General features: G+C 39.0%; 18 protein-coding genes. 6 read left to right on the top strand and 12 right to left on the bottom strand.

The window, feature by feature from the left end; translation table 11 throughout:
* Nucleotides 1-124: 124 nt before the first annotated feature.
* The gene (locus tag ACWPKD_RS12645; RefSeq protein ID WP_455413045.1) at nt 125-535 is read right to left on the bottom strand and encodes a DUF4293 domain-containing protein; all 411 of its coding nucleotides are present in this window, start codon (nt 533-535) and stop codon (nt 125-127) included.
* 185 nt (nt 536-720) lie between these two features.
* Here ACWPKD_RS12645 and rho point away from each other — a divergent pair, with 185 nt between their 5' ends.
* Nucleotides 721-2,454 carry a transcription termination factor Rho gene (gene rho, locus ACWPKD_RS12640; RefSeq protein ID WP_455413044.1) on the top strand — a complete coding sequence of 578 codons (1,734 nt, stop codon included), beginning with the start codon at nt 721-723 and terminating at the stop codon, nt 2,452-2,454.
* A gap of 17 nt (nt 2,455-2,471) precedes the next feature.
* On the opposite strand, the gene ACWPKD_RS12635 is transcribed toward rho, so the two are convergent.
* From ACWPKD_RS12635 to ACWPKD_RS12620, 4 genes are read right to left on the bottom strand one after another with little or no spacing between them, the layout of a single operon-like run.
* A complete protein-coding gene (locus ACWPKD_RS12635) occupies nt 2,472-2,858 on the bottom strand; it encodes a hypothetical protein (RefSeq protein WP_455413043.1) in 387 nt (128 codons plus the stop codon).
* A 54-nt stretch (nt 2,859-2,912) separates the two neighbouring features.
* Nucleotides 2,913-4,076, bottom strand: a complete 1,164-nt coding sequence (locus tag ACWPKD_RS12630) for an endonuclease (RefSeq protein WP_455413042.1) — start codon at nt 4,074-4,076, stop codon at nt 2,913-2,915.
* 32 nt (nt 4,077-4,108) lie between these two features.
* Nucleotides 4,109-5,323 carry an RsmB/NOP family class I SAM-dependent RNA methyltransferase gene (locus ACWPKD_RS12625; RefSeq protein WP_455413041.1) on the bottom strand — a complete coding sequence of 405 codons (1,215 nt, stop codon included), beginning with the start codon at nt 5,321-5,323 and terminating at the stop codon, nt 4,109-4,111.
* A 48-nt stretch (nt 5,324-5,371) separates the two neighbouring features.
* Nucleotides 5,372-6,247 carry a helix-turn-helix domain-containing protein gene (locus ACWPKD_RS12620; RefSeq protein WP_455413040.1) on the bottom strand — a complete coding sequence of 292 codons (876 nt, stop codon included), beginning with the start codon at nt 6,245-6,247 and terminating at the stop codon, nt 5,372-5,374.
* A 101-nt stretch (nt 6,248-6,348) separates the two neighbouring features.
* On the opposite strand from ACWPKD_RS12620, the gene ACWPKD_RS12615 reads away from it, so the two are divergent.
* The gene (locus tag ACWPKD_RS12615) at nt 6,349-6,708 is read left to right on the top strand and encodes a DUF983 domain-containing protein (RefSeq protein ID WP_455413039.1); all 360 of its coding nucleotides are present in this window, start codon (nt 6,349-6,351) and stop codon (nt 6,706-6,708) included.
* A gap of 38 nt (nt 6,709-6,746) precedes the next feature.
* Nucleotides 6,747-7,841, top strand: a complete 1,095-nt coding sequence (locus ACWPKD_RS12610; RefSeq protein ID WP_455413038.1) for a WD40/YVTN/BNR-like repeat-containing protein — start codon at nt 6,747-6,749, stop codon at nt 7,839-7,841.
* A 27-nt stretch (nt 7,842-7,868) separates the two neighbouring features.
* On the opposite strand, the gene ACWPKD_RS12605 is transcribed toward ACWPKD_RS12610, so the two are convergent.
* Genes ACWPKD_RS12605 through ACWPKD_RS12595 form a run of 3 tightly spaced genes read right to left on the bottom strand, consistent with a single transcriptional unit; the run spans nt 7,869 to nt 9,276 of the window.
* Nucleotides 7,869-8,318: a hypothetical protein gene (locus ACWPKD_RS12605; protein ID WP_455413037.1), complete on the bottom strand. Its 450-nt coding sequence runs from the start codon at nt 8,316-8,318 to the stop codon at nt 7,869-7,871.
* Between the two features lies 1 nt (nt 8,319).
* Nucleotides 8,320-8,724 (bottom strand): hypothetical protein, encoded by a 405-nt coding sequence (locus ACWPKD_RS12600; protein WP_455413036.1) that lies wholly within the window; start codon nt 8,722-8,724, stop codon nt 8,320-8,322.
* Between the two features lie 9 nt (nt 8,725-8,733).
* Nucleotides 8,734-9,276 (bottom strand): RNA polymerase sigma factor, encoded by a 543-nt coding sequence (locus tag ACWPKD_RS12595; protein ID WP_455413035.1) that lies wholly within the window; start codon nt 9,274-9,276, stop codon nt 8,734-8,736.
* Nucleotides 9,277-9,589: 313 nt separating this feature from the next.
* On the opposite strand from ACWPKD_RS12595, the gene ACWPKD_RS12590 reads away from it, so the two are divergent.
* On the top strand, nt 9,590-10,246 hold the full coding sequence (locus ACWPKD_RS12590) for an HAD family hydrolase (RefSeq protein ID WP_455413034.1): 657 nt from the start codon (nt 9,590-9,592) through the stop codon (nt 10,244-10,246).
* Between the two features lie 44 nt (nt 10,247-10,290).
* The gene (locus tag ACWPKD_RS12585; protein WP_455413033.1) at nt 10,291-10,707 is read left to right on the top strand and encodes an endonuclease domain-containing protein; all 417 of its coding nucleotides are present in this window, start codon (nt 10,291-10,293) and stop codon (nt 10,705-10,707) included.
* A gap of 42 nt (nt 10,708-10,749) precedes the next feature.
* Here the strand turns inward: ACWPKD_RS12585 and ACWPKD_RS12580 are convergent, their stop codons facing one another.
* Together ACWPKD_RS12580 and ACWPKD_RS12575 are read right to left on the bottom strand one after the other, a co-directional pair.
* Nucleotides 10,750-12,036: a cryptochrome/photolyase family protein gene (locus ACWPKD_RS12580; protein WP_455413175.1), complete on the bottom strand. Its 1,287-nt coding sequence runs from the start codon at nt 12,034-12,036 to the stop codon at nt 10,750-10,752.
* Between the two features lie 4 nt (nt 12,037-12,040).
* The gene (locus ACWPKD_RS12575) at nt 12,041-12,502 is read right to left on the bottom strand and encodes an SRPBCC family protein (protein WP_455413032.1); all 462 of its coding nucleotides are present in this window, start codon (nt 12,500-12,502) and stop codon (nt 12,041-12,043) included.
* Between the two features lie 123 nt (nt 12,503-12,625).
* Between ACWPKD_RS12575 and ACWPKD_RS12570 the strand changes: the two genes are divergently transcribed.
* Nucleotides 12,626-13,477, top strand: coding sequence for a DUF2911 domain-containing protein (locus ACWPKD_RS12570; RefSeq protein WP_455413031.1), 852 nt, complete (start codon nt 12,626-12,628; stop codon nt 13,475-13,477).
* Nucleotides 13,478-13,529: 52 nt separating this feature from the next.
* On the opposite strand, the gene ACWPKD_RS12565 is transcribed toward ACWPKD_RS12570, so the two are convergent.
* On the bottom strand, nt 13,530-15,212 hold the full coding sequence (locus ACWPKD_RS12565) for a sodium:solute symporter (protein ID WP_455413030.1): 1,683 nt from the start codon (nt 15,210-15,212) through the stop codon (nt 13,530-13,532).
* A 184-nt stretch (nt 15,213-15,396) separates the two neighbouring features.
* Nucleotides 15,397-17,886, bottom strand: coding sequence for a PIG-L family deacetylase (locus ACWPKD_RS12560; RefSeq protein WP_455413029.1), 2,490 nt, complete (start codon nt 17,884-17,886; stop codon nt 15,397-15,399).
* Between the last annotated feature and the right edge of the window lie 13 nt (nt 17,887-17,899).

Below are 17,899 nucleotides of genomic sequence, written 5' to 3'. Positions count from 1 at the left end.
AAAAGCTACAACTACTCACCTGAAATGGTGATTTTGCATCACTAAATTTGGTGATATTGGAAAATAAAAAATCCGACTCAATGAATCGGATTTTTTCGCGCACTAATAAACTAAGATGATAGGTTTATCGTAATCGGTCCACAGATTTTACGAGATCTTCGTCCTTCTTGATGGCTTTGTTGGCAAATACCAGCAAAACGATAGAAACAATAGGAAGAAACATCCCAATACCCTTCTCTGAAACTTGCGTCTCTCCGGATAAGTTTAGTGAGCGATACACAAATAATCCTAGTAATATAACGTTCAATATCATGTTCAGTCTGTTCATTACAAACTGGTTTTGTCTTTTTTTGTAGCCTAGAATACTAACTAAGGCTAATGTTGTGCTCAAACCAAATACTACAGAATACAATGTGTTTGCCATGAAAAAGAAATCGGCTCCGGCTCCATCTTTCCACAAAGGAAAAACAAACGGCAAAACCCCTGAACAGACAAAGGCAAGAAAAAGGTAAACAGTTTGTATTCTCTGAATCATTTTCGGTTTTATTGTAGCACAAAAATACTATTCTTTTTCATTAAAATGCCATTGTTTATTAAATTAAATTCGTATTATTGCAGTATAAAATCGTAAGTACTTCATTCTACGATTGTTTCGATTCAAAAAAAATCACCACAAAATTTATTTCTACAAGTACGACTAATTAAACTCACAGTATATACATGTTTGATATCGATGTGTTAAAAGAAATGAAGCTGTCTGAGCTTCAGGAAATTGCCAAAGTTGCTAAAATCAATAAATTCAGGAATCTTAAGAAAGAGGAGCTTATTTACCAGATTTTAGATCTTCAGGCAGCGAATCCCAATGTTATTGAGCCAGCAAAACCTGCGCAGGAAGTTAAACAGACGCCTAAATCTGAAAAACAGAAAAGAGCACGTATAACAAATAGCCCGGAAGCACCGGCCACGGCACGAACTGCTCCAAAAGAAGTTCCGACTCCAATTGTTCCAAAAGAAGTTCCGGCCGAACCAAAAGCGGAAGAGAAAGAAATTGAAAAAGAAAAAGAAAAAGAGGTTAAGGACGTTAAAGATAATAAGCGTGAACCTTTTGTGAAGAAGAAAGATTTTCAGCAGAAGCCGCGTTTCAACAAGGAAAACAATCCGAATTTCCAGCCCCGTACCCAAAATACGGATACTGTAGAAGAACCTGCAGCTGAAAAAGCTGAAACACCGGTACCGGTTCAAAACCAACAGAACCAGAACCAGAATCAGAACCCCAATCAAAATCAAAACCCAAACCAGAAAAACAAAAAACAGAATTTCAGAGAACCTGATTATGAGTTCGACGGAATTATTGAAAGTGAAGGCGTTTTGGAAATGATGCCTGACGGTTACGGATTTTTACGTTCCTCAGATTACAATTACTTAGCTTCTCCGGATGATATTTACCTGTCGCAATCCCAAATTCGTTTGTTCGGTCTGAAGACTGGAGATACCGTAAAAGGGGTGGTACGTCCGCCAAAAGAAGGTGAGAAATACTTCCCATTGGTAAAAGTGTTGAAAATCAACGGACACGACCCTCAGGTTGTTCGTGATCGTATTTCCTTCGAGCATTTGACTCCGCTTTTCCCGGAAGAAAAATTCAAATTAGCTGAAAAGCAAAGTACTATATCTACCCGAATCATCGATTTGTTCTCTCCAATTGGTAAAGGACAACGTGGTATGATCGTGGCACAGCCGAAAACCGGTAAAACGATGTTGTTGAAAGATATCGCCAACACCATTGCGGCCAACCATCCGGAAGTTTATCTTATAGTTTTATTGATTGACGAGCGTCCGGAAGAGGTAACCGACATGCAGCGAAGCGTTAGAGGGGAAGTTATTGCTTCCACTTTTGATGAACCTGCGGAAAGACACGTAAAAGTTGCCAATATCGTTCTGGAAAAAGCAAAACGTTTGGTGGAATGCGGTCACGATGTAGTGATTTTATTAGACTCGATTACGCGTTTGGCGAGAGCTTATAATACTGTTCAGCCGGCATCCGGTAAAGTATTGAGTGGGGGTGTGGATGCTAATGCATTACAAAAACCAAAACGTTTCTTCGGAGCGGCCCGTAATATTGAGAACGGTGGTTCCTTGAGTATCATAGCAACAGCATTAACCGAAACCGGTTCAAAAATGGACGAGGTTATCTTCGAAGAATTCAAAGGAACAGGAAACATGGAATTACAGTTGGACAGAAAGATTGCCAACCGTCGTATTTTCCCTGCGATCGACCTTACGTCTTCAAGTACGCGTCGTGATGATTTGTTGTTAGATGATAATACCATCCAGCGTATGTGGATCATGCGTAAATATTTAGCCGATATGAACCCGGTTGAAGCAATGGAATTCATCAACGACCGCTTTAAGAAAACCAGAAACAACGAAGAGTTCCTGATTTCAATGAACGATTAAATAACAGAATTGAATAATTAGAGAGAGGCTTTTGGTCTCTCTTTTTTTATGGCAATAATGAGCAGTGCCGCGAAGAAAAGAAAGGGAACTGTGGAAAGAATCATTTTTGTATTTGAAGATAAAGAGCCTCCAAGGATAATTAACAGCATAATAAGGCTTAACAAAATCAATCCGGCAATATTGGTTTTTTTAGAAGAGTTGTTTTTTATGGCACAGTGCAAAATCAAGAGTTGTCCGCTTATACTGAACAGAATAATTGGATGCGTTATAGATTCAATAAAATTATGGTGCCCAAATAGTATTTCATATTGTGCCTCAAAAAGAAAAGAATCGTTGTTGGCTCCCCATTCCATATAGCCGAATAAGGATGTGATTAAAATACCTATGTTGGAAAGTCGTCTCATGGTAACAGATATAAAAAAATCCACCGAAATGGTGGATTTTAAAAAGTTTGGAATCTAATTAACCAATATTTTTTTAGTAGTTGTCTGATTGTCGATCGAAGTAAGTTTTACAAAAAAGAAACCTTGTGGTAAGCTCTCAAGTGTGTAAGTGCCTTGAATGTTGTTCGGTTTGCTGATGTGCTGAATAACCTGCCCGTTAATGTTGATCAATTCGATTTCGTCTAACTCAACTTCAGTGCTGATGGTGATTTTGTTGTTGGAAGTCGGGTTAGGATAAATAGAAATATCAGCTAAACTATTAAATGAATCTGTTGCAAGAACATCTACAGTTGCGCATTGCGAAGGCCAGATTGCGCAAATGTATTCCGGATGGTCAATGAATGGATTTCTATTGTTTTGATAAGCGTAAATAGCATTGTTTTGAGCAATTTCTTTAGCTGAAACCGGATCTGCTCTATGCCATTTAATTAAAAGCAGAATAAAGTTGTCTGAGAAAACTTTGTTTATAGAGCCGTCAAACATATTTTTTGCTTCACAGGTGGAAGCGTTTGCTGTGTTGTAGAAGTCATCCATTGAATCTTCGTAACGTGTGGCAAAATAGAAAAATGCTCTGGCCACATCACCTTTAAATTCATTGATTGGTTCAAAAACAGTGGCGCTGTATGCAGAATATCCATTCACGGTATTTGCACCTCTTTTAGATCCGTTTGATGAAGTGTAACTTGCGGAAGCAACTACTCCAAAAGGTAAATTATTCCTGTCGCCGTTTACTTTTCCATCTGTTGGGAAAACATGAAAAGGATCGTTTTTCATAGGGTCAACAGCGAAATTATCAAAATAGGACTGTGGTACTAAGTGTTCTCTGTTGTAGCAATCACCTTCGCCTGAATAGGATCCGCATTGCTGACTGGTTGATGTGTATTCGTAACTGTCTGCTCCGGCTGGTTTTTCAGAATAAATGTCTAACAAAGAACTGTTGTTCTCATAATAATTGTCTCTCCAGGCCGACTGGGTATATAAATTCCATAAAGCAGGATATCCTTGATCGCTATGTAAATGTTCTGAGGCTAAACCGTCGTTAACATTATCGATGATCTTTTTTAACTGGGTTTTAAGCGCATAACCAGACCCGTTTGCCGAGGTGTAATATCCGGACGGGATTTGAGCAAAGCCGGCGACAACGCTCAATATTGAAAATATTGTAAAGATTTTTTTCATATTAAATTGGGGTTTAATTGAAAGTATTTGGGTTACATTTTACGTTCTAATAAAGCCATGTAAAATCCGTCAAATCCGGATTCTGACGCCAGTACTTTTATGTCCTTAACAAAGTTAAAGTTTTTTCCGCTTTCGGTGTTTAAGAATTTCTTAATTTGTTCCTGATTTTCAGAGGGTAAGACTGAACAGGTGGCGTACACAAGTTTGCCTCCCGGCTTCACAATTTTGGAGTAGTTTTCCAAAACTTCCGCCTGAACTTTTTTGATGTTTTCAATGAATTCCGGCTGTAGTTTCCATTTGCTGTCCGGATTACGTTTTAGAACTCCTAAACCGCTGCAGGGTGCGTCAATTAAAACCCTGTCTGCCTTTTCGTGAAGTTTTTTAATCGTTTTGGTACCTTCAATAACACGCGGTTCAATGTTGAATGCTCCGTTACGTTTTGCGCGAAGTTTTAACTGTTTTAGCTTGCTTTCGTACAAATCCATTGCGATTAATTGGCCTTTGTTTTCCATTAAAGAAGCAATGTGTAATGTTTTTCCGCCTGCACCGGCACAAGTGTCTACAACACGCATTCCGGGTTTCACGTCCAGAAAACGAGCTACCAATTGGGAAGAAGCATCCTGTACTTCAAACAAACCGTCTTTGAAAGCATCGGTCAAAAATACGTTGGCTCTTTCTTTTAAAATTAAAGCATCCGGGTATTCTTTATTGAAATCGGTTTCGATGTTCAGATCCATCAAAATCGCACGTAATTTTTCTTTGGTGGTTTTTAAAGTATTTACACGAAGAATTACCCTTGCCTGTTCGTTTTGAGCTGCGATTTCCTTATTCCAAAGGTCTTCACCTAATTCTTTTACACCCAATTCGTCCATCCAATCCGGAATGGATTCCCTGAACTTTCTGATTCTTGACAATTCGTCAAAACGTCCTTTGATTTTACGGGCCGGCGTGCTTTCGAAGTATTTCCAGTCCGGTAAAGTATAGCCGCGTAAAACCGCCCAAACCGCAAACATTCTCCAGATGTTGTCACGGTCGTAAGGTTCTTTTACTTCGGCAATTTCGGCATATAGTCGTTTCCAACGAACGATTTCGTAGATGGTTTCGGCAACGAATTTTCGGTCGTGGCTTCCCCAGCGTTTGTCTTTTTTCAAAGCAAAGGCTACTACTTTATCGGCATATTGTTCTTCATTGAAAATCGCCATAAGCGAATCAATAACGGTAAAAACTAAATTACGGTGTAATCTCATTGTGTAAAAAAATAAGCCCGCAAAGATAGTAAATTATTTGGCAAAAGCTTATTTATAGCGTTTTATAAATTCGGACGGTGTTTCGTTACATTTTTTCTTGAAAAGCCTTGAGAAATAAGCATAATCGTCATAGCCTAAATCTGTTGCGATCTGATTGAAATTGAATTGCCTGCTGATGAGTTCCCGTTTGGCTTCCAGAAAAACCCTTTCCAGGATCATATCCGTTGAAGTTTTGCCTACCATGTTTTGGGTGATCCGGTTAAGGTGCTTTGCCGAAATGTTCAGCCAATCTGCGTATTGGGAAGGTGATTTTTCGGTTTTGTAGTGTTGCTCAATGAGTTGTTCCAATTTCTGAAACGTGTTGGAATAGCTGTTTTGTGCAATTACTTCCGATTCGTTGGTTTGAAGGTACAATCGCGTACTTTCAATATAAACCAAATCGATTAAGGAAATCAGTTTTTGGTTTTTGAAGAGTGCTTCGGATTGATTTTCAGTGTTAATCTGCCTGAACAACTGACTGAAATAACCAATTTGAGTTTCTTCCAGTTGCAATAAAGGTGAATTCTGCACACTGTAATAAAACGGAAAGTGGTTCACACGGTTTTGAGAATAATGCAGATCATAAAACGATTGGGTGTGAAAAAAGATAAACCCTTGAATATCATCCGATAATTCCCAATGGTGCATTTGTCCCGGATTCAGAAAAAACAAACTTCCTGATTTTACTTCGTAACGTGTAAAATCGATTTCATGAAAACCTTGTCCATGAGTAAAAAGTACAGTTAAATAAAAATTGTGCTTGTGTGGTTTATGGATGTTTTTGTGGGCTGTAATTAAATGATTTTCAATCGTATTTGTGTAGAATTCTTTTCTTTTCTTTATAGATTCAAAGTGCTGAATGTCTAAAACGGCAAAATTCTTCATGACAATTGAATATTTAAATATGTCCTAAAAGTACAAATATTTGCGTAAATCGTTTATAGCATTAAACCGAAATCTGCCGAAATTTGTATAAAAAAATAGTTATGTCAGTTTTAGTAAATGTTTTAGGAGAAAAATGTCCGAAGTGTGGTGAAGGAAAAGTGTTTGCAGAAAAAGGAAACATCTTCCTGCTGAGATTGCCGAAAATGAATACGCACTGCTCACATTGTCAGCACAAATTTGAAAAAGAGCCAGGATATTTCTTCGGATCGATGTTTGTGAGTTATGCCGTGACGGTAGCTGAAATGGTTGTATTCTTTCTGATTGCTAATCAGTTCATAGACAGTTATCTCACCATAGTGGTTTTAATCGGAATGCTGTCCATTGTAATGAGTACTTTCAATTTCCGTTTTTCAAGAATGATCTGGATTTACATGCTCGACGGAAAAGACAAGAAAATCTAAAGCAAATTCGTACTTTAGCTTTTCTAAATTCCTTTCGAATGCGAAGAGTCGTTGTCGTAATCAGCTTTTTTTTATGTTTTTCCTGTAACGTGAAATCGGTATTCGGTTCCAAAAAAGAAACCGTTTCTGCTGCAGAACAACCACAAGCGGTGTTGAAACCAAGTTTTACTTCGGTTGAAATCGATACGTTATTGGCTGAAAAATTAAGCATCAGAGCCTTGGAAATCGATAACGATAAAGTCTGGTATGCTGCCAATAACGGAAATTACGGCAGTATCAATCTGTCCAACGGTAAACAATTTGTGGGTAATATCAAAAAAGACAGCCTGAAGTTGGAATTCCGAAGCATGGCTCAGAATAAAGACAATGTTTTCGTATTAGGCATAGCGAATCCGGGTTTATTGTACCGTATTTCCAAAGATGGTAAGGAAACCCAATTGGTGTATGAAGAAAAAGGCGAGAAGGTATTTTACGATGCCATTCAGTTTTGGAACGATAACGAAGGAATTGCCGTAGGGGATCCGACCGAAGATTGTTTTTCGCTGATCATCACCAGAGACGGCGGCCAAACCTGGAAAAAAACAATCTGTGATCATTTACCGAAATTAGACGAAGGAGAAGCATTTTTTGCGGCCAGTAATACTAATATTAATATCCAAGGCGATAAAACCTGGATAGTTTCCGGAGGGAAAAAGTCCCGTGTTTTTTATTCGGAAGATAAGGGAAAATCATGGAGCGTAATCGACACCCCGATTCTTCAGGGAAGTACCATGACCGGAATATTTTCAGCCGATTTTTACAATGAGACTATCGGTTTTGCTACCGGTGGCGATTATGAAAAACCACAACAGAATTTCGGCAACAAAATCATAACCCTAGACGGCGGAAAAACCTGGAGCAAGGTTGGTGAAAACGAAGGTTACGGTTACGGTTCCTGTGTGCAGTTCGTGCCGGGAAGTAATGGAAATGAGTTGGTTACCGTTGGTGCATCCGGTGTTTTTTATTCGTTTGATAAGGGAAAAACCTGGAGTAAAATTGCCGATTACAAAGATTTGTTCACTATCCGTTTCGTAGACAATAAAACTGCGATTGTGGCAGGTAATAAAAAAATCTTACGTTTTAGGTTTAAATAAAAAAAGGAGCATTCAGCTCCTTTTCTATTATTTCATTCTCTCTTTTTTGTTTTTCATCTGCTGTAGCAATTTTTCTTTGAATTCGATTTCCAATTGTTTCAGCATCAGTATTTTTTGACTCGGGATTACACCTTGTAAATCCTTGGTAAGTTTTCTTTTGTTGTTCTGCATGTCGGTTTCCAGCTGATCGTCCTGTTCCATAAGTGCAGCCGTTTCCTTATCGGATAAGCCGGTTGTGTTTTCCGGACGAAGTTTGTGCATCAACTGTCTTTTCTGTTTGTGAAGTTCCATCTGACGTTCTTCATATTGATTGAAAACAGGCCAGAATTTTTCAGCTTCTTCCGGTTTTAAATCCAGACGATCTGAAATAAAAGCCACTTTAAGCGCTTTGATGCGGTCGATGCGTTCCTGTCTTCGGTTTTGTGCAAAAACACTCACGGTGATTACAAGTAACAGTATGGTGATAATTTTTTTCATATTATTCGGGGTATTCATTAATATAAGTTTCGGATTCGGTTCCGTAAAGGCCAAGGTCTTTTTCAATCGAAGAAATGTCTTCGTCGGTTAATTGCATGGCTATGTCTTCGGTGGTAATATCGCTTTGATACGCAAGATATTGTTCGGTACTGATGCTCATTTCAGTACTTTGATAAGTATTGTACATCCAAATGCCAAAACTCACTACAAATACAGCGGCAACGGCCGAAATCCAGGTGGTTCTTTTTTGCCATAGCGAAACCACACGAACTTCTTTTTCGGGAAGCTGTTGCATCAATCGGTCTTCGAAATTCTCGAAATAATTCTCGGGAATTTTAAAACCGGTTTCGATTTTCGGGTCGTTATGTAAATCAAACTTCTTCATATCCATAAGACAAAAATACATTCAAAAGGTTTAATTCGTATTTAAAAATTCTTCAATCTTCTTCACGGCATGGAAATAGGAGGCTTTCAAAGCACCAACCGTTGTTTCCAGTATTTCCGACATTTCTTCGTATTTCATTTCTTCGAAATACTTCATTTTGAAAACCAACTGTTGTTTTTCCGGAAGTGTCGCGACGGCGTTTTGGAGTTTCAACTGAATTTCGTCTCCGTCATAATCCACATCGGCCTGTAAACTGTTAATCGCTTTTTCCTGAACTTCTTCGCTGGAAACGCCCTGTTTTTTAGCCCGTTGGTTGATAAACGTTATCGCTTCATTGGTGGCAATTCGGTACATCCAGGAAAACAGTTTACTTTCACCTTTAAAATTTTTCAGGTTCTGAAACACTTTCACAAAGGTATTCTGCAGCACATCATCGGTATCGTCATGATTCAGAACAATAGTCCGGATGTGATTGTACAACGGACGCTGGTATTCGCGCACTAACTTCCGAAACGCGTCATTCTGCGTTTTAGGGTTGAGTAATTCAGCGATAAAGGCTTTTTCGTCCTGCAAGTGAAATCGATTTGTTGGTAAGACTAAAGATAAGGGAAATGGTTTAATGGAATTATAAATTATGAATTATAAGTTATGAATTATGAGTTAAAGAGTTGGAGCGAATGGTTGTTTTGTGTCGGGAATGGTAAATCCTGCTGTCCGCTTTATCTCGTTACAAATAACGAGACCGCTCCCATCAGGGCTAGGGAGGAAGCCATTTTTGTATTTGCCAACATCACTTCTTCCAAATAACCAAAACCCAAATAACCAAATCCCCAAATTTTCAAATCCACAAATATGTTTACCTTTGCAACTTTACAACACAACAACAATGATTAAAACAGTAATTTTCGACATGGACGGCGTAATCGTCGATACAGAACCCGTTCATAAATACGCTTACTTCCAGCATTTTAATGAATTAGGGATTGAAGTTTCCGAGCAGTTATATGCTTCTTTTACAGGGAATTCCACCCGTAATGTTTTTCAGAAGATTAAAGATACTTTCAGTCTTGATCATGATGTAGAAGAACTGGTGCTGCGCAAGCGCCATTTGTTCAACGAGGCTTTCGATACCAAACCTGATTTAGAACTTATATCCGGCGTGGAAGCTTTAATCAAAAACCTTCATGCCAACGGAATGCAGCTTATTTTAGCGTCATCGGCTTCGAAAAGTACGATTAACCGTGTTTTCACCCGTTTCGATTTGTACCAATATTTCACCCATACGGTAAGTGGCGAAGATTTCCCAAAATCCAAACCGGATCCGACAATTTTTCTTCATGCAGCTTCTTTGTCTGAAGCACCAAAAGAACACTGTATCGTTATCGAAGACAGTACTAACGGCGTAAAAGCTGCAAAAGCTGCCGACATTTTCTGCATTGGGTATCACAGTGACAATTCCAAACACCAGGATTTGACCCTAGCGGATTATCTTATCCACGATTTTGATGAAATCGATTTTGAAAAGATAAAAGGTCTGGTTTAAGCTTTCCCCTCCTTTGGAGGGGTGCCTGAAAGGTGGGGTGGTTTATGGATAAAGTTGCGTTAACATCGATTAGTACTATTATTATTTACAGAAATTTTGTTGAAAATTTGCCATATAATCCTAGTTTGAAAGAAAGAGCAAGGAATTTACGCAAAATCGGTAATTTTTCAGAAGTTGTTTTTTGGAAAGAAGTTCACAGAAAAAAGTTTCATAATATAGATTTTGATCGCCAAAGAATCATTGGTAATTATATAGTAGATTTTTATGTGAAAGCTCTTGGATTAGTAGTGGAAATTGATGGGACAAGTCATAATGGTAAAGAGGATTATGATAAGAGTCGTGAAGAATTTTTAATTTCATGTGGTCTTAAAGTTTTTAGAACTACAGACTTTAGAGTACTGCATGATTTAGAAAATGTTTTAAAAAATTTAGAAGATTTTATCATCAAAGAATATTCTTAAACCACCCCGACCTACGGCCACCCCTCCAAAGGAGGGGAATGTTTACCCAACAGCTCTTTTATAAGCCTGTAGACATTTTTCACGGGCTTCCTTATGATCGACAATAGGTTTCGGGTATTCTGCCGTTTCAAGCTCCGGAACCCATTTTTTGATGTATGCCAAATCCTTATCAAACTTTTTAATCTGTTCCGTTGGGTTGAAAATCCGGAAATAAGGTGCAGCGTCTACACCTGATCCGGCAGCCCATTGCCAGTTGCCGACATTGCTGGATTGTTCGTAATCCAATAGTTTTTGCGCAAAGTAGGTTTCGCCCCAGCGCCAGTCTATCAGTAAATGTTTGCAAAGAAAACTTGCCACGATCATGCGTACACGGTTGTGCATGTGCCCGGTCGTGTTGAGTTCGCGCATGCCTGCATCCACGAAAGGATATCCGGTTTTGCCTTCGCACCATTTTTGGAATAATGTTTCATCGTTACTCCATTGGATTGCATCGTATTTATCTTTGAAACTTCGGTTGACCGTATGCGGAAAATGCCATAAGATTTGCATAAAAAATTCCCGCCAAATCAGTTCGTTTAAAAAGGTTTCGTTTTGGGATGTTCTGGCCAGATTTACCAGTTTACGGACGGAAACCGTTCCAAACCTAAGATATACACCAAGCATAGAAGTCCCCGGAATTTCCGGAAAGTTTCTGGTTTCCTCGTAATGAGCAATCAGTTTTTCAGATATGTCGAAAGGCTTTGGTTCAATAGCTGATTCCGTAAAACCAATAGCTTCCAAATTTAAAAAGGGATAAGAATGTTCTGTAATCTTCTGAAGCAAATCTTCCGAAGGATACGAAACCAATTGAATTTTACTCAGTTTTTCTTTCCATTTTCTGGAATAGGGAGTGAAAACCACATACGGGCTGCCATCGTCTTTAACTACATCACTTTTTTCAAAAATCACCTGATCCTTACAGGTTTTGAAAGCTATTTCTTTTTCTTTTAAAAGCTGATGAATTGCTTTGTCGCGCTTACGGGCTCCAGGTTCATAATCGTGATTGGTATAAATAGTAGTGATTTTGTTTTCGGTAATCAGTTTTTGGAAAACTGTCTCCGGCGTTCCATGGAAAACCGCTAGTGATTTTCCTGTTTCCTGTAATTTTGCCTGAATGGTTTGTAATTGTTTATGGATGAAGGTAACGCGGGCGTCATTGTTTTCCAATTCGGAGAGTATGGTGGTGTCGAAAATAAAAACAGGCAAGACGGCTTCATTCTCATTTAAAGCATGGAAAAGTGCCGTATTATCTTCAAGGCGCAAATCTCTTCGGAACCAGAATAGTGTCATGTCGTTACGGTTTAAATTCCCCGAAAAGTTCGGTAAGTTTTTGTTTTCTGTATTTGAAGATTTCATCGAGTTTCGGTTTTACCAGTATCGGATGAAAAAGTTTGCCGAGAAACCCAAATGGTAATTTGTAATGTACCAGGTCTTCCATTTCCACGCCACCGTCAACAGTTTTAAAAAAATGTTTGTGATGCCAGAATTTATAAGGCCCGAAGCGTTGTTCGTCTACAAAATAATCCTTCTCCTTCAGGTGTTTGATTTCGGTTACCCATTCCATTGTGACGCCCCAAAAAGGTGAGATTTTATAATGGATAATCTGTCCTTCGAACATTTTCCTCTCATCACCGGATAATGTTTTAAACTTCATGTTTTCAGGTGTAATGGTATTGAGGTTTTTGGGATCGGAAAAAAAGGCCCACGCTTCTTCAAGGGTAATCGGTAATTTTTGACGTGTTGTTATGGAAAACATCTTTTTTTTTGTAAAGTTACATAATGTTGGATTGTTATTTAATTTGTATTTATGCTATTCTTAACATTTAGCAGTCGGATTTTTTTCTATTTTCGTTTCAAATCAAATTAACGATATTATCTTATGAAAAAAATAGTGCTTACAGCTGTTTTTGCATTTGCCACACTGGCGATGCAGGCTCAGGTAAAGACACCGCAGGCGAGTCCTGTTTCCAAGGTTGAACAGACCGTTGGTTTAACTAATGTAGACATTGAATATTCCCGTCCGAGTATCAAAGGCAGAACCGTTTTCGGAGAATTGGTGCCTTATGGTAAATTATGGAGAACAGGAGCTAATGCCAATACAATAATTGCTTTCAGTGAAGATGTAACGATTGATGGTAAAATCCTTAAAAAAGGGAAGTATGCTTTGTATACGTTGCCAAAAGCAGACAGTTGGGAAGTTATTTTTTACAGCAACACGGATAACTGGGGATTACCTGAAAAATGGGACGAGGCAAATGTTGCCGTAAGAACCATTGTAAAACCTGAAAATTTAAGCCGAAAAGTAGAAACGTTTACTATCGGAGTTAATAACGTTGATAACGATTACGCTTATTTAGAATTGTCATGGGAAAAAACCCTAATTCCCGTGAAATTTGAAGTTCCTACACAAAAGGTGGCTTTAAAGAGTATTGAAGCTACTTTGGCTGGACCGACAGCAAACGATTATTTCGCTTCTGCACAGTATTTGTACCAATCTAACGGCGATATGAAGAAAGCCTTGGTTTGGGTTAACAAAGCTTGTGATATGACTAAAGAAAAAGAAACACCTTTCTGGTATTTACGTTTAAAATCACTTGTTCTGGCTAAAAACGGCGATAAAGTAGGAGCGGTTGAAACAGCAAAATTATCATTGGCTGCTGCTGAAAAAGTAAACAACCAGGATTATGTAAAAATGAACAAAGATTCCATCTCAGAATGGACTAAAAAATAATAGTTATTTTTTCAAAAAAGGCTGTCATGATTTTTGTGACAGCCTTTTTTATTTACTCTTTGGTCTTTAAAAAACTCTGGAACAGAATTCCTATAATAATGGTCATCATAGCTCCGATGAAGTTTAGCCATAAGAAACTCACAATGTCCAGGTAGTAAATATAAAAGATGGTAAGTTGGGTTAACACTGCGCTCCAGAAAACCGCTTTTGCTTTTACAAATTTTACATAGAAAGCCACAAGGAAAATCCCCAACACAGTTCCGTAGAATATGGAACCTACAATATTTACCAACTGAATCAGGTTTTCAAAAAGTGTTCCCACACAGGCAAATAAAATAGCGATGATACCCCACATTAAAGTGAAAAGTTTGGTGGCCGTTACAAAGTGTTTTTCTGATTTATCAGCTTTGACGTTTCTTTTGTAGATATCGATGGTAGTCGTGGAAGCCAATGCATTTAAACCCGAAGCAGAGGAAGACATCGCTGCCGAGAAGATTACCGCTAACAATAATCCAATTAATCCTTTAGGTAAAAAGTTAAGGATGAAATATAGGAAAACATAGTCTTTGTCATTGGTCTCGGATTTTTCGTCCACTTTGCTGATCACTTCTTTGGCCTGCTCTCGCAAATCTTTTTCCTTACCGGAAAGTGAAACCATTTTCTGTTGCAGGATGGGATTGTCAAAATCCTGGTTTAACTGGCCAACATACAACATACTGATTTCTTTCTTTTCATTCTGAACGGCTTCCAGTTGCTTTTCCAGTTTTTCGTATGCAGCTTTGTGTGCCGATTTTTTTACCAATTCGTTATTGGTCGGGTTAAAATGCAACGGCGAATTATGAAACTGAAAGAACACAAATACCATTATCCCGGTAAGCAATATGAAAAACTGCATCGGTACTTTCAACAAGCCGTTCATGATAAGCCCCATCTGGCTTTCTCTTATGTTTTTCCCGGTCAGATAACGTCCAACCTGTGATTGATCGGTTCCGAAATAGGAGAGGGCCAAAAAGAATCCACCGGTGATTCCGCTCCAAAACGTGTAGCGGGTTTCCGGATCGAAAGAGAAGTCCACGATGTTCATTTTATCGTTGGCGCCAGCAATTCCTAAGGCGTTGCTGAAACTTAATTCTTCAGGTAAGTAGCTTAAAATAAGAAAGAAGGTGATGAACATTCCGGTCATGATCACGAACATCTGTTGTTTTTGGGTAACGTTTACCGCTTTGGTTCCGCCGGAAAAAGTATAAATGATTACCATGATTCCGATAACAACATTCATCAGGGTAAGGTTCCAGCCCAATAAAGCCGACATGATGATCGCCGGAGCATAAATGGTCAAACCGGTTCCCAATCCGCGCTGAATCAGGAATAGGATGGAAGCCAGCGAGCGGGTTTTAACATCAAAACGCTGTTCCAGAAATTCGTAAGCGGTAAAAACCCTGAGTTTATGGTAAATCGGAATAAAAGTGATGCAAATGACTACCATCGCAATAGGCAATCCGAAGTAAAACTGCACGAAGCCCATTCCGTCATGATACGCCTGTCCGGGTGTGGAAAGGAACGTAATGGCACTGGCCTGTGTAGCCATAACGGAAAGCCCGACGGTCCACCATGGGGTTTCGTTGTTGCCGAGGATGAATTCTTCTACGTTTTTACTGCCTTTGGTTTTCCAGGCTCCGTATATTACGATGAAAAGTAGTGTTACCGATAGAACGATCCAGTCAATTAGCTGCATATCTTAAGCGTACATTTGCATTAGAAAATAGAACAACAAAATGTAGAAAGCGTTGAGCAGCAACACTATCGTATAACTTCTTTTCCACTTGAATTCCTGTTCTTTCATAGTTTTGTTTTTAAAGTTGCTGAGTTTCAAAATTGAAGATATAAAATCTTTCTCTTGTCTCTTGCTTCTATTCTCTTTACTTCCCAATCGCAATCAAATTAGCCATCAGACGGAAAGCTCCCGGTACACCTTCGGGCAATTCCCTGAAGAAACTCAATCCGGTATAAATATAATGCCCTTTGCCGTATTTTGCGATTAGTAAACTGCTGTCTTTTGGTGTTTCTCCTTTGTCGTGGGAAGAAATAACGGTTTCAAATTCTTTTGCCCATTTGTTAGGATAGTACAAGCCCTGTTCCTGAATCCAGCATTCAAAGTCTTTTTCGGTTATCTTGTTCGGAAAGTTTAAAACAGGATGTTTCGGGTTTGTAAAGGTCACGTTTGCGTTTTCCTCAGTAACCCTGTCCTGGGAAAGTTTCAGTTCGTAAGGCGCAAAATCGTTGGTCACTAATTTTCCGGTGGTGTTGTATTGTACAATCATTGTTCCGCCGTTTTTTACATAATCCAACAAAGTTTTTTGCTTGAATTTCAAGGCTTCAACAGTATTGTAAGCGCGGATGCCCACCAGAACCGCATCATAGTTTTGAAGGTTTTCCGGAGTGATTTTTTCCGGTTCAAGAATCGTTACTGTATAATCCATCTGGCGTAAACTTTCCGGAACTTCGTCGCCGGCCCCCATGATATAAGCGATATTACTGCCTCGGGTTTCGATTTCAATTTTATTGAATTTAGCTTCGGCCGGTAATAAAATCTGTTGCAACGGAATGTGTGGATAATCTATAGTTACCAGTTTTTTATTGTAACGGATGCCGTTGATAACCGCAATACTTTTTGCAATAGCTTCAGTAGGATAGGATGGAGGCGTCACTTCAAACGAAACGGTTTTCTCACTGCCTTTTTGCGGTAATTCAAACGCTATGGTTTTAGGATAGACTTTCCAGTCGGCTGGTAAATCCAGGAGCACTTCACCTTTACAGTTGTCTTTTCCGGCTCTTACTTTAACTGATATTTTGTGTTTACGGTTGTTAGGGAAAAGTTCAACTTTGTTCAGGATCTCGGTAGTAACTTCAGGTAATATCGCGAAAGGCTGATACATTTCGCCTTTAACCGGATCGTTGAATTTGTAAACGATGTTTTTGTAAAGCGTAATCGGGATGTCACAGATTTTTACTTTCCATTGCAGTTTCAGGTAATCGGATTCCGGTTTTCCGATGTTGTTTTTATCGGCTACCGCAAACAAACCAATAGTTCCTTGATTGTTAAGCCAATACGGTGTTGTAAATAAATTATCCGATGGAATCTGAATTTGCTTTTCGGTTTTGAAAGCTACGTTAGCTTCTAATTTTTTATCGGCAACAATCAAGGTATTCAAAAAGTTAACCGATTCGATTTCGATGGCTTCATTACTCCTGTTGATCGCTTCAAGTTTTAAAGTGATTTCTCCGTTAGGGTTTGTGTTTTGTGCCGATGCCACGCCTTCAAGATATAAACCGCAGCACGCGCTGATGATGTTTTCCAGTTCCTGTTTTTTCAGCGTTCTCCAGTGTTCGTCTTCTAATTGACAGATTAGCTGATAAGCTTCCATCAGTTTGGTTAAATGAACTTCCGGATTTCTGAAATTGAAATTCTTTTGAACGTCATACAGTATTTTTCCTATAGCTTCACCACCTTTAACTCTTGACCAGGTTGTGTTGATGCCGTCAAAAATATTGGTCTTGTCTTTTAGAATATCACCTTTAAGAAATTCCAAGTATTCCGGCTCGTTTCCTCGTGTTCCGGTACTTCCGAAACCTTGGCATTGGTGCTGGCTTCTGCTCAAAGCGGCTATTTCGCCATTGCTTTTTCCTTTCAACGGATAAAAAACACCGGTATTGATACTTGTTAAATTGCTTTTATCGGCTTTTTTGAAGTTCTCCTCACTACCGTAAAACCACCAGGAAGTATTGAAAAATAAACGTTTTGGCTGCCAAACGGAAGTCATGGTAAGTTGCTCAGGAAAAACGGAAGCATCATTGGTTTTGTCAAAAGCTTCCATGCTTAAAATGGCCGAAGCGGTATGATGTCCGTGCGTTGTGCCCGGTGTTCTGTGGTTGAATCTGTTGATGATAACATCGGGTTTGAATTTTCGGATGGCCAGAATCACATCGCTTAAAATCTCTTCTTTGTTCCAGATTTCAAAGGTTTCTTCCGGTTCTTTGGAATAGCCGAAATCATTGGCTCTGCTGAAAAACTGCTCGCCACCGTCGATTCTTCTTGCTGCCAAAAGTTCCTGTGTCCGTAAAATCCCTAAAAGTTCGCGTAATTCCGTACCGATAAGGTTTTGGCCGCCGTCACCTCGGGTTAAGGATAAATAACCGGTTCTGGCTTTGGTTTCGTTGGAGAGGTAGGAAATAAGCCTGGTGTTTTCATCATCGGGATGTGCCGCCACATACAATACGGAACCTAAGAAATTCAATTTTTCAAGCTGATGGTAAATGTCCGCAGTGCTTGGTTTTTGAGGCTGCTGGGCAAACCCTTGTGAAGATATAAATAAAGTAATCGTATAGAAAAGTAAGCTAAGCTTCTTCATAGTGAATTGTAGT

It is taken from the genome of Flavobacterium pedocola (genome assembly GCF_053764385.1).
Note: the sequence above shows the minus strand (reverse complement) of the source record. Positions and strands in the feature narration are given on the sequence as shown.

What these genes read in the sequence shown, in the direction of transcription:
- rho (WP_455413044.1), top strand. Translation starts at nt 721, where the DNA reads ATGTTTGATATCGATGTGTTAAAAGAAATGAAGCTGTCTGAGCTTCAG.
- ACWPKD_RS12600 (WP_455413036.1), bottom strand. Translation starts at nt 8,724, where the DNA reads ATGTATTTTTGTCTTATGGATATGAAGAAGTTTGATTTACATAACGAC.
- ACWPKD_RS12590 (WP_455413034.1), top strand. Translation starts at nt 9,590, where the DNA reads ATGATTAAAACAGTAATTTTCGACATGGACGGCGTAATCGTCGATACA.
- ACWPKD_RS12565 (WP_455413030.1), bottom strand. Translation starts at nt 15,212, where the DNA reads ATGCAGCTAATTGACTGGATCGTTCTATCGGTAACACTACTTTTCATC.
- ACWPKD_RS12560 (WP_455413029.1), bottom strand. Translation starts at nt 17,886, where the DNA reads ATGAAGAAGCTTAGCTTACTTTTCTATACGATTACTTTATTTATATCT.
- ACWPKD_RS12585 (WP_455413033.1), top strand. Translation starts at nt 10,291, where the DNA reads ATGGATAAAGTTGCGTTAACATCGATTAGTACTATTATTATTTACAGA.
- ACWPKD_RS12645 (WP_455413045.1), bottom strand. Translation starts at nt 535, where the DNA reads ATGATTCAGAGAATACAAACTGTTTACCTTTTTCTTGCCTTTGTCTGT.
- ACWPKD_RS12605 (WP_455413037.1), bottom strand. Translation starts at nt 8,318, where the DNA reads ATGAAAAAAATTATCACCATACTGTTACTTGTAATCACCGTGAGTGTT.
- ACWPKD_RS12635 (WP_455413043.1), bottom strand. Translation starts at nt 2,858, where the DNA reads ATGAGACGACTTTCCAACATAGGTATTTTAATCACATCCTTATTCGGC.
- ACWPKD_RS12625 (WP_455413041.1), bottom strand. Translation starts at nt 5,323, where the DNA reads ATGAGATTACACCGTAATTTAGTTTTTACCGTTATTGATTCGCTTATG.
- ACWPKD_RS12575 (WP_455413032.1), bottom strand. Translation starts at nt 12,502, where the DNA reads ATGTTTTCCATAACAACACGTCAAAAATTACCGATTACCCTTGAAGAA.
- ACWPKD_RS12615 (WP_455413039.1), top strand. Translation starts at nt 6,349, where the DNA reads ATGTCAGTTTTAGTAAATGTTTTAGGAGAAAAATGTCCGAAGTGTGGT.
- ACWPKD_RS12580 (WP_455413175.1), bottom strand. Translation starts at nt 12,036, where the DNA reads ATGACACTATTCTGGTTCCGAAGAGATTTGCGCCTTGAAGATAATACG.
- ACWPKD_RS12610 (WP_455413038.1), top strand. Translation starts at nt 6,747, where the DNA reads ATGCGAAGAGTCGTTGTCGTAATCAGCTTTTTTTTATGTTTTTCCTGT.
- ACWPKD_RS12630 (WP_455413042.1), bottom strand. Translation starts at nt 4,076, where the DNA reads ATGAAAAAAATCTTTACAATATTTTCAATATTGAGCGTTGTCGCCGGC.
- ACWPKD_RS12570 (WP_455413031.1), top strand. Translation starts at nt 12,626, where the DNA reads ATGAAAAAAATAGTGCTTACAGCTGTTTTTGCATTTGCCACACTGGCG.
- ACWPKD_RS12620 (WP_455413040.1), bottom strand. Translation starts at nt 6,247, where the DNA reads ATGAAGAATTTTGCCGTTTTAGACATTCAGCACTTTGAATCTATAAAG.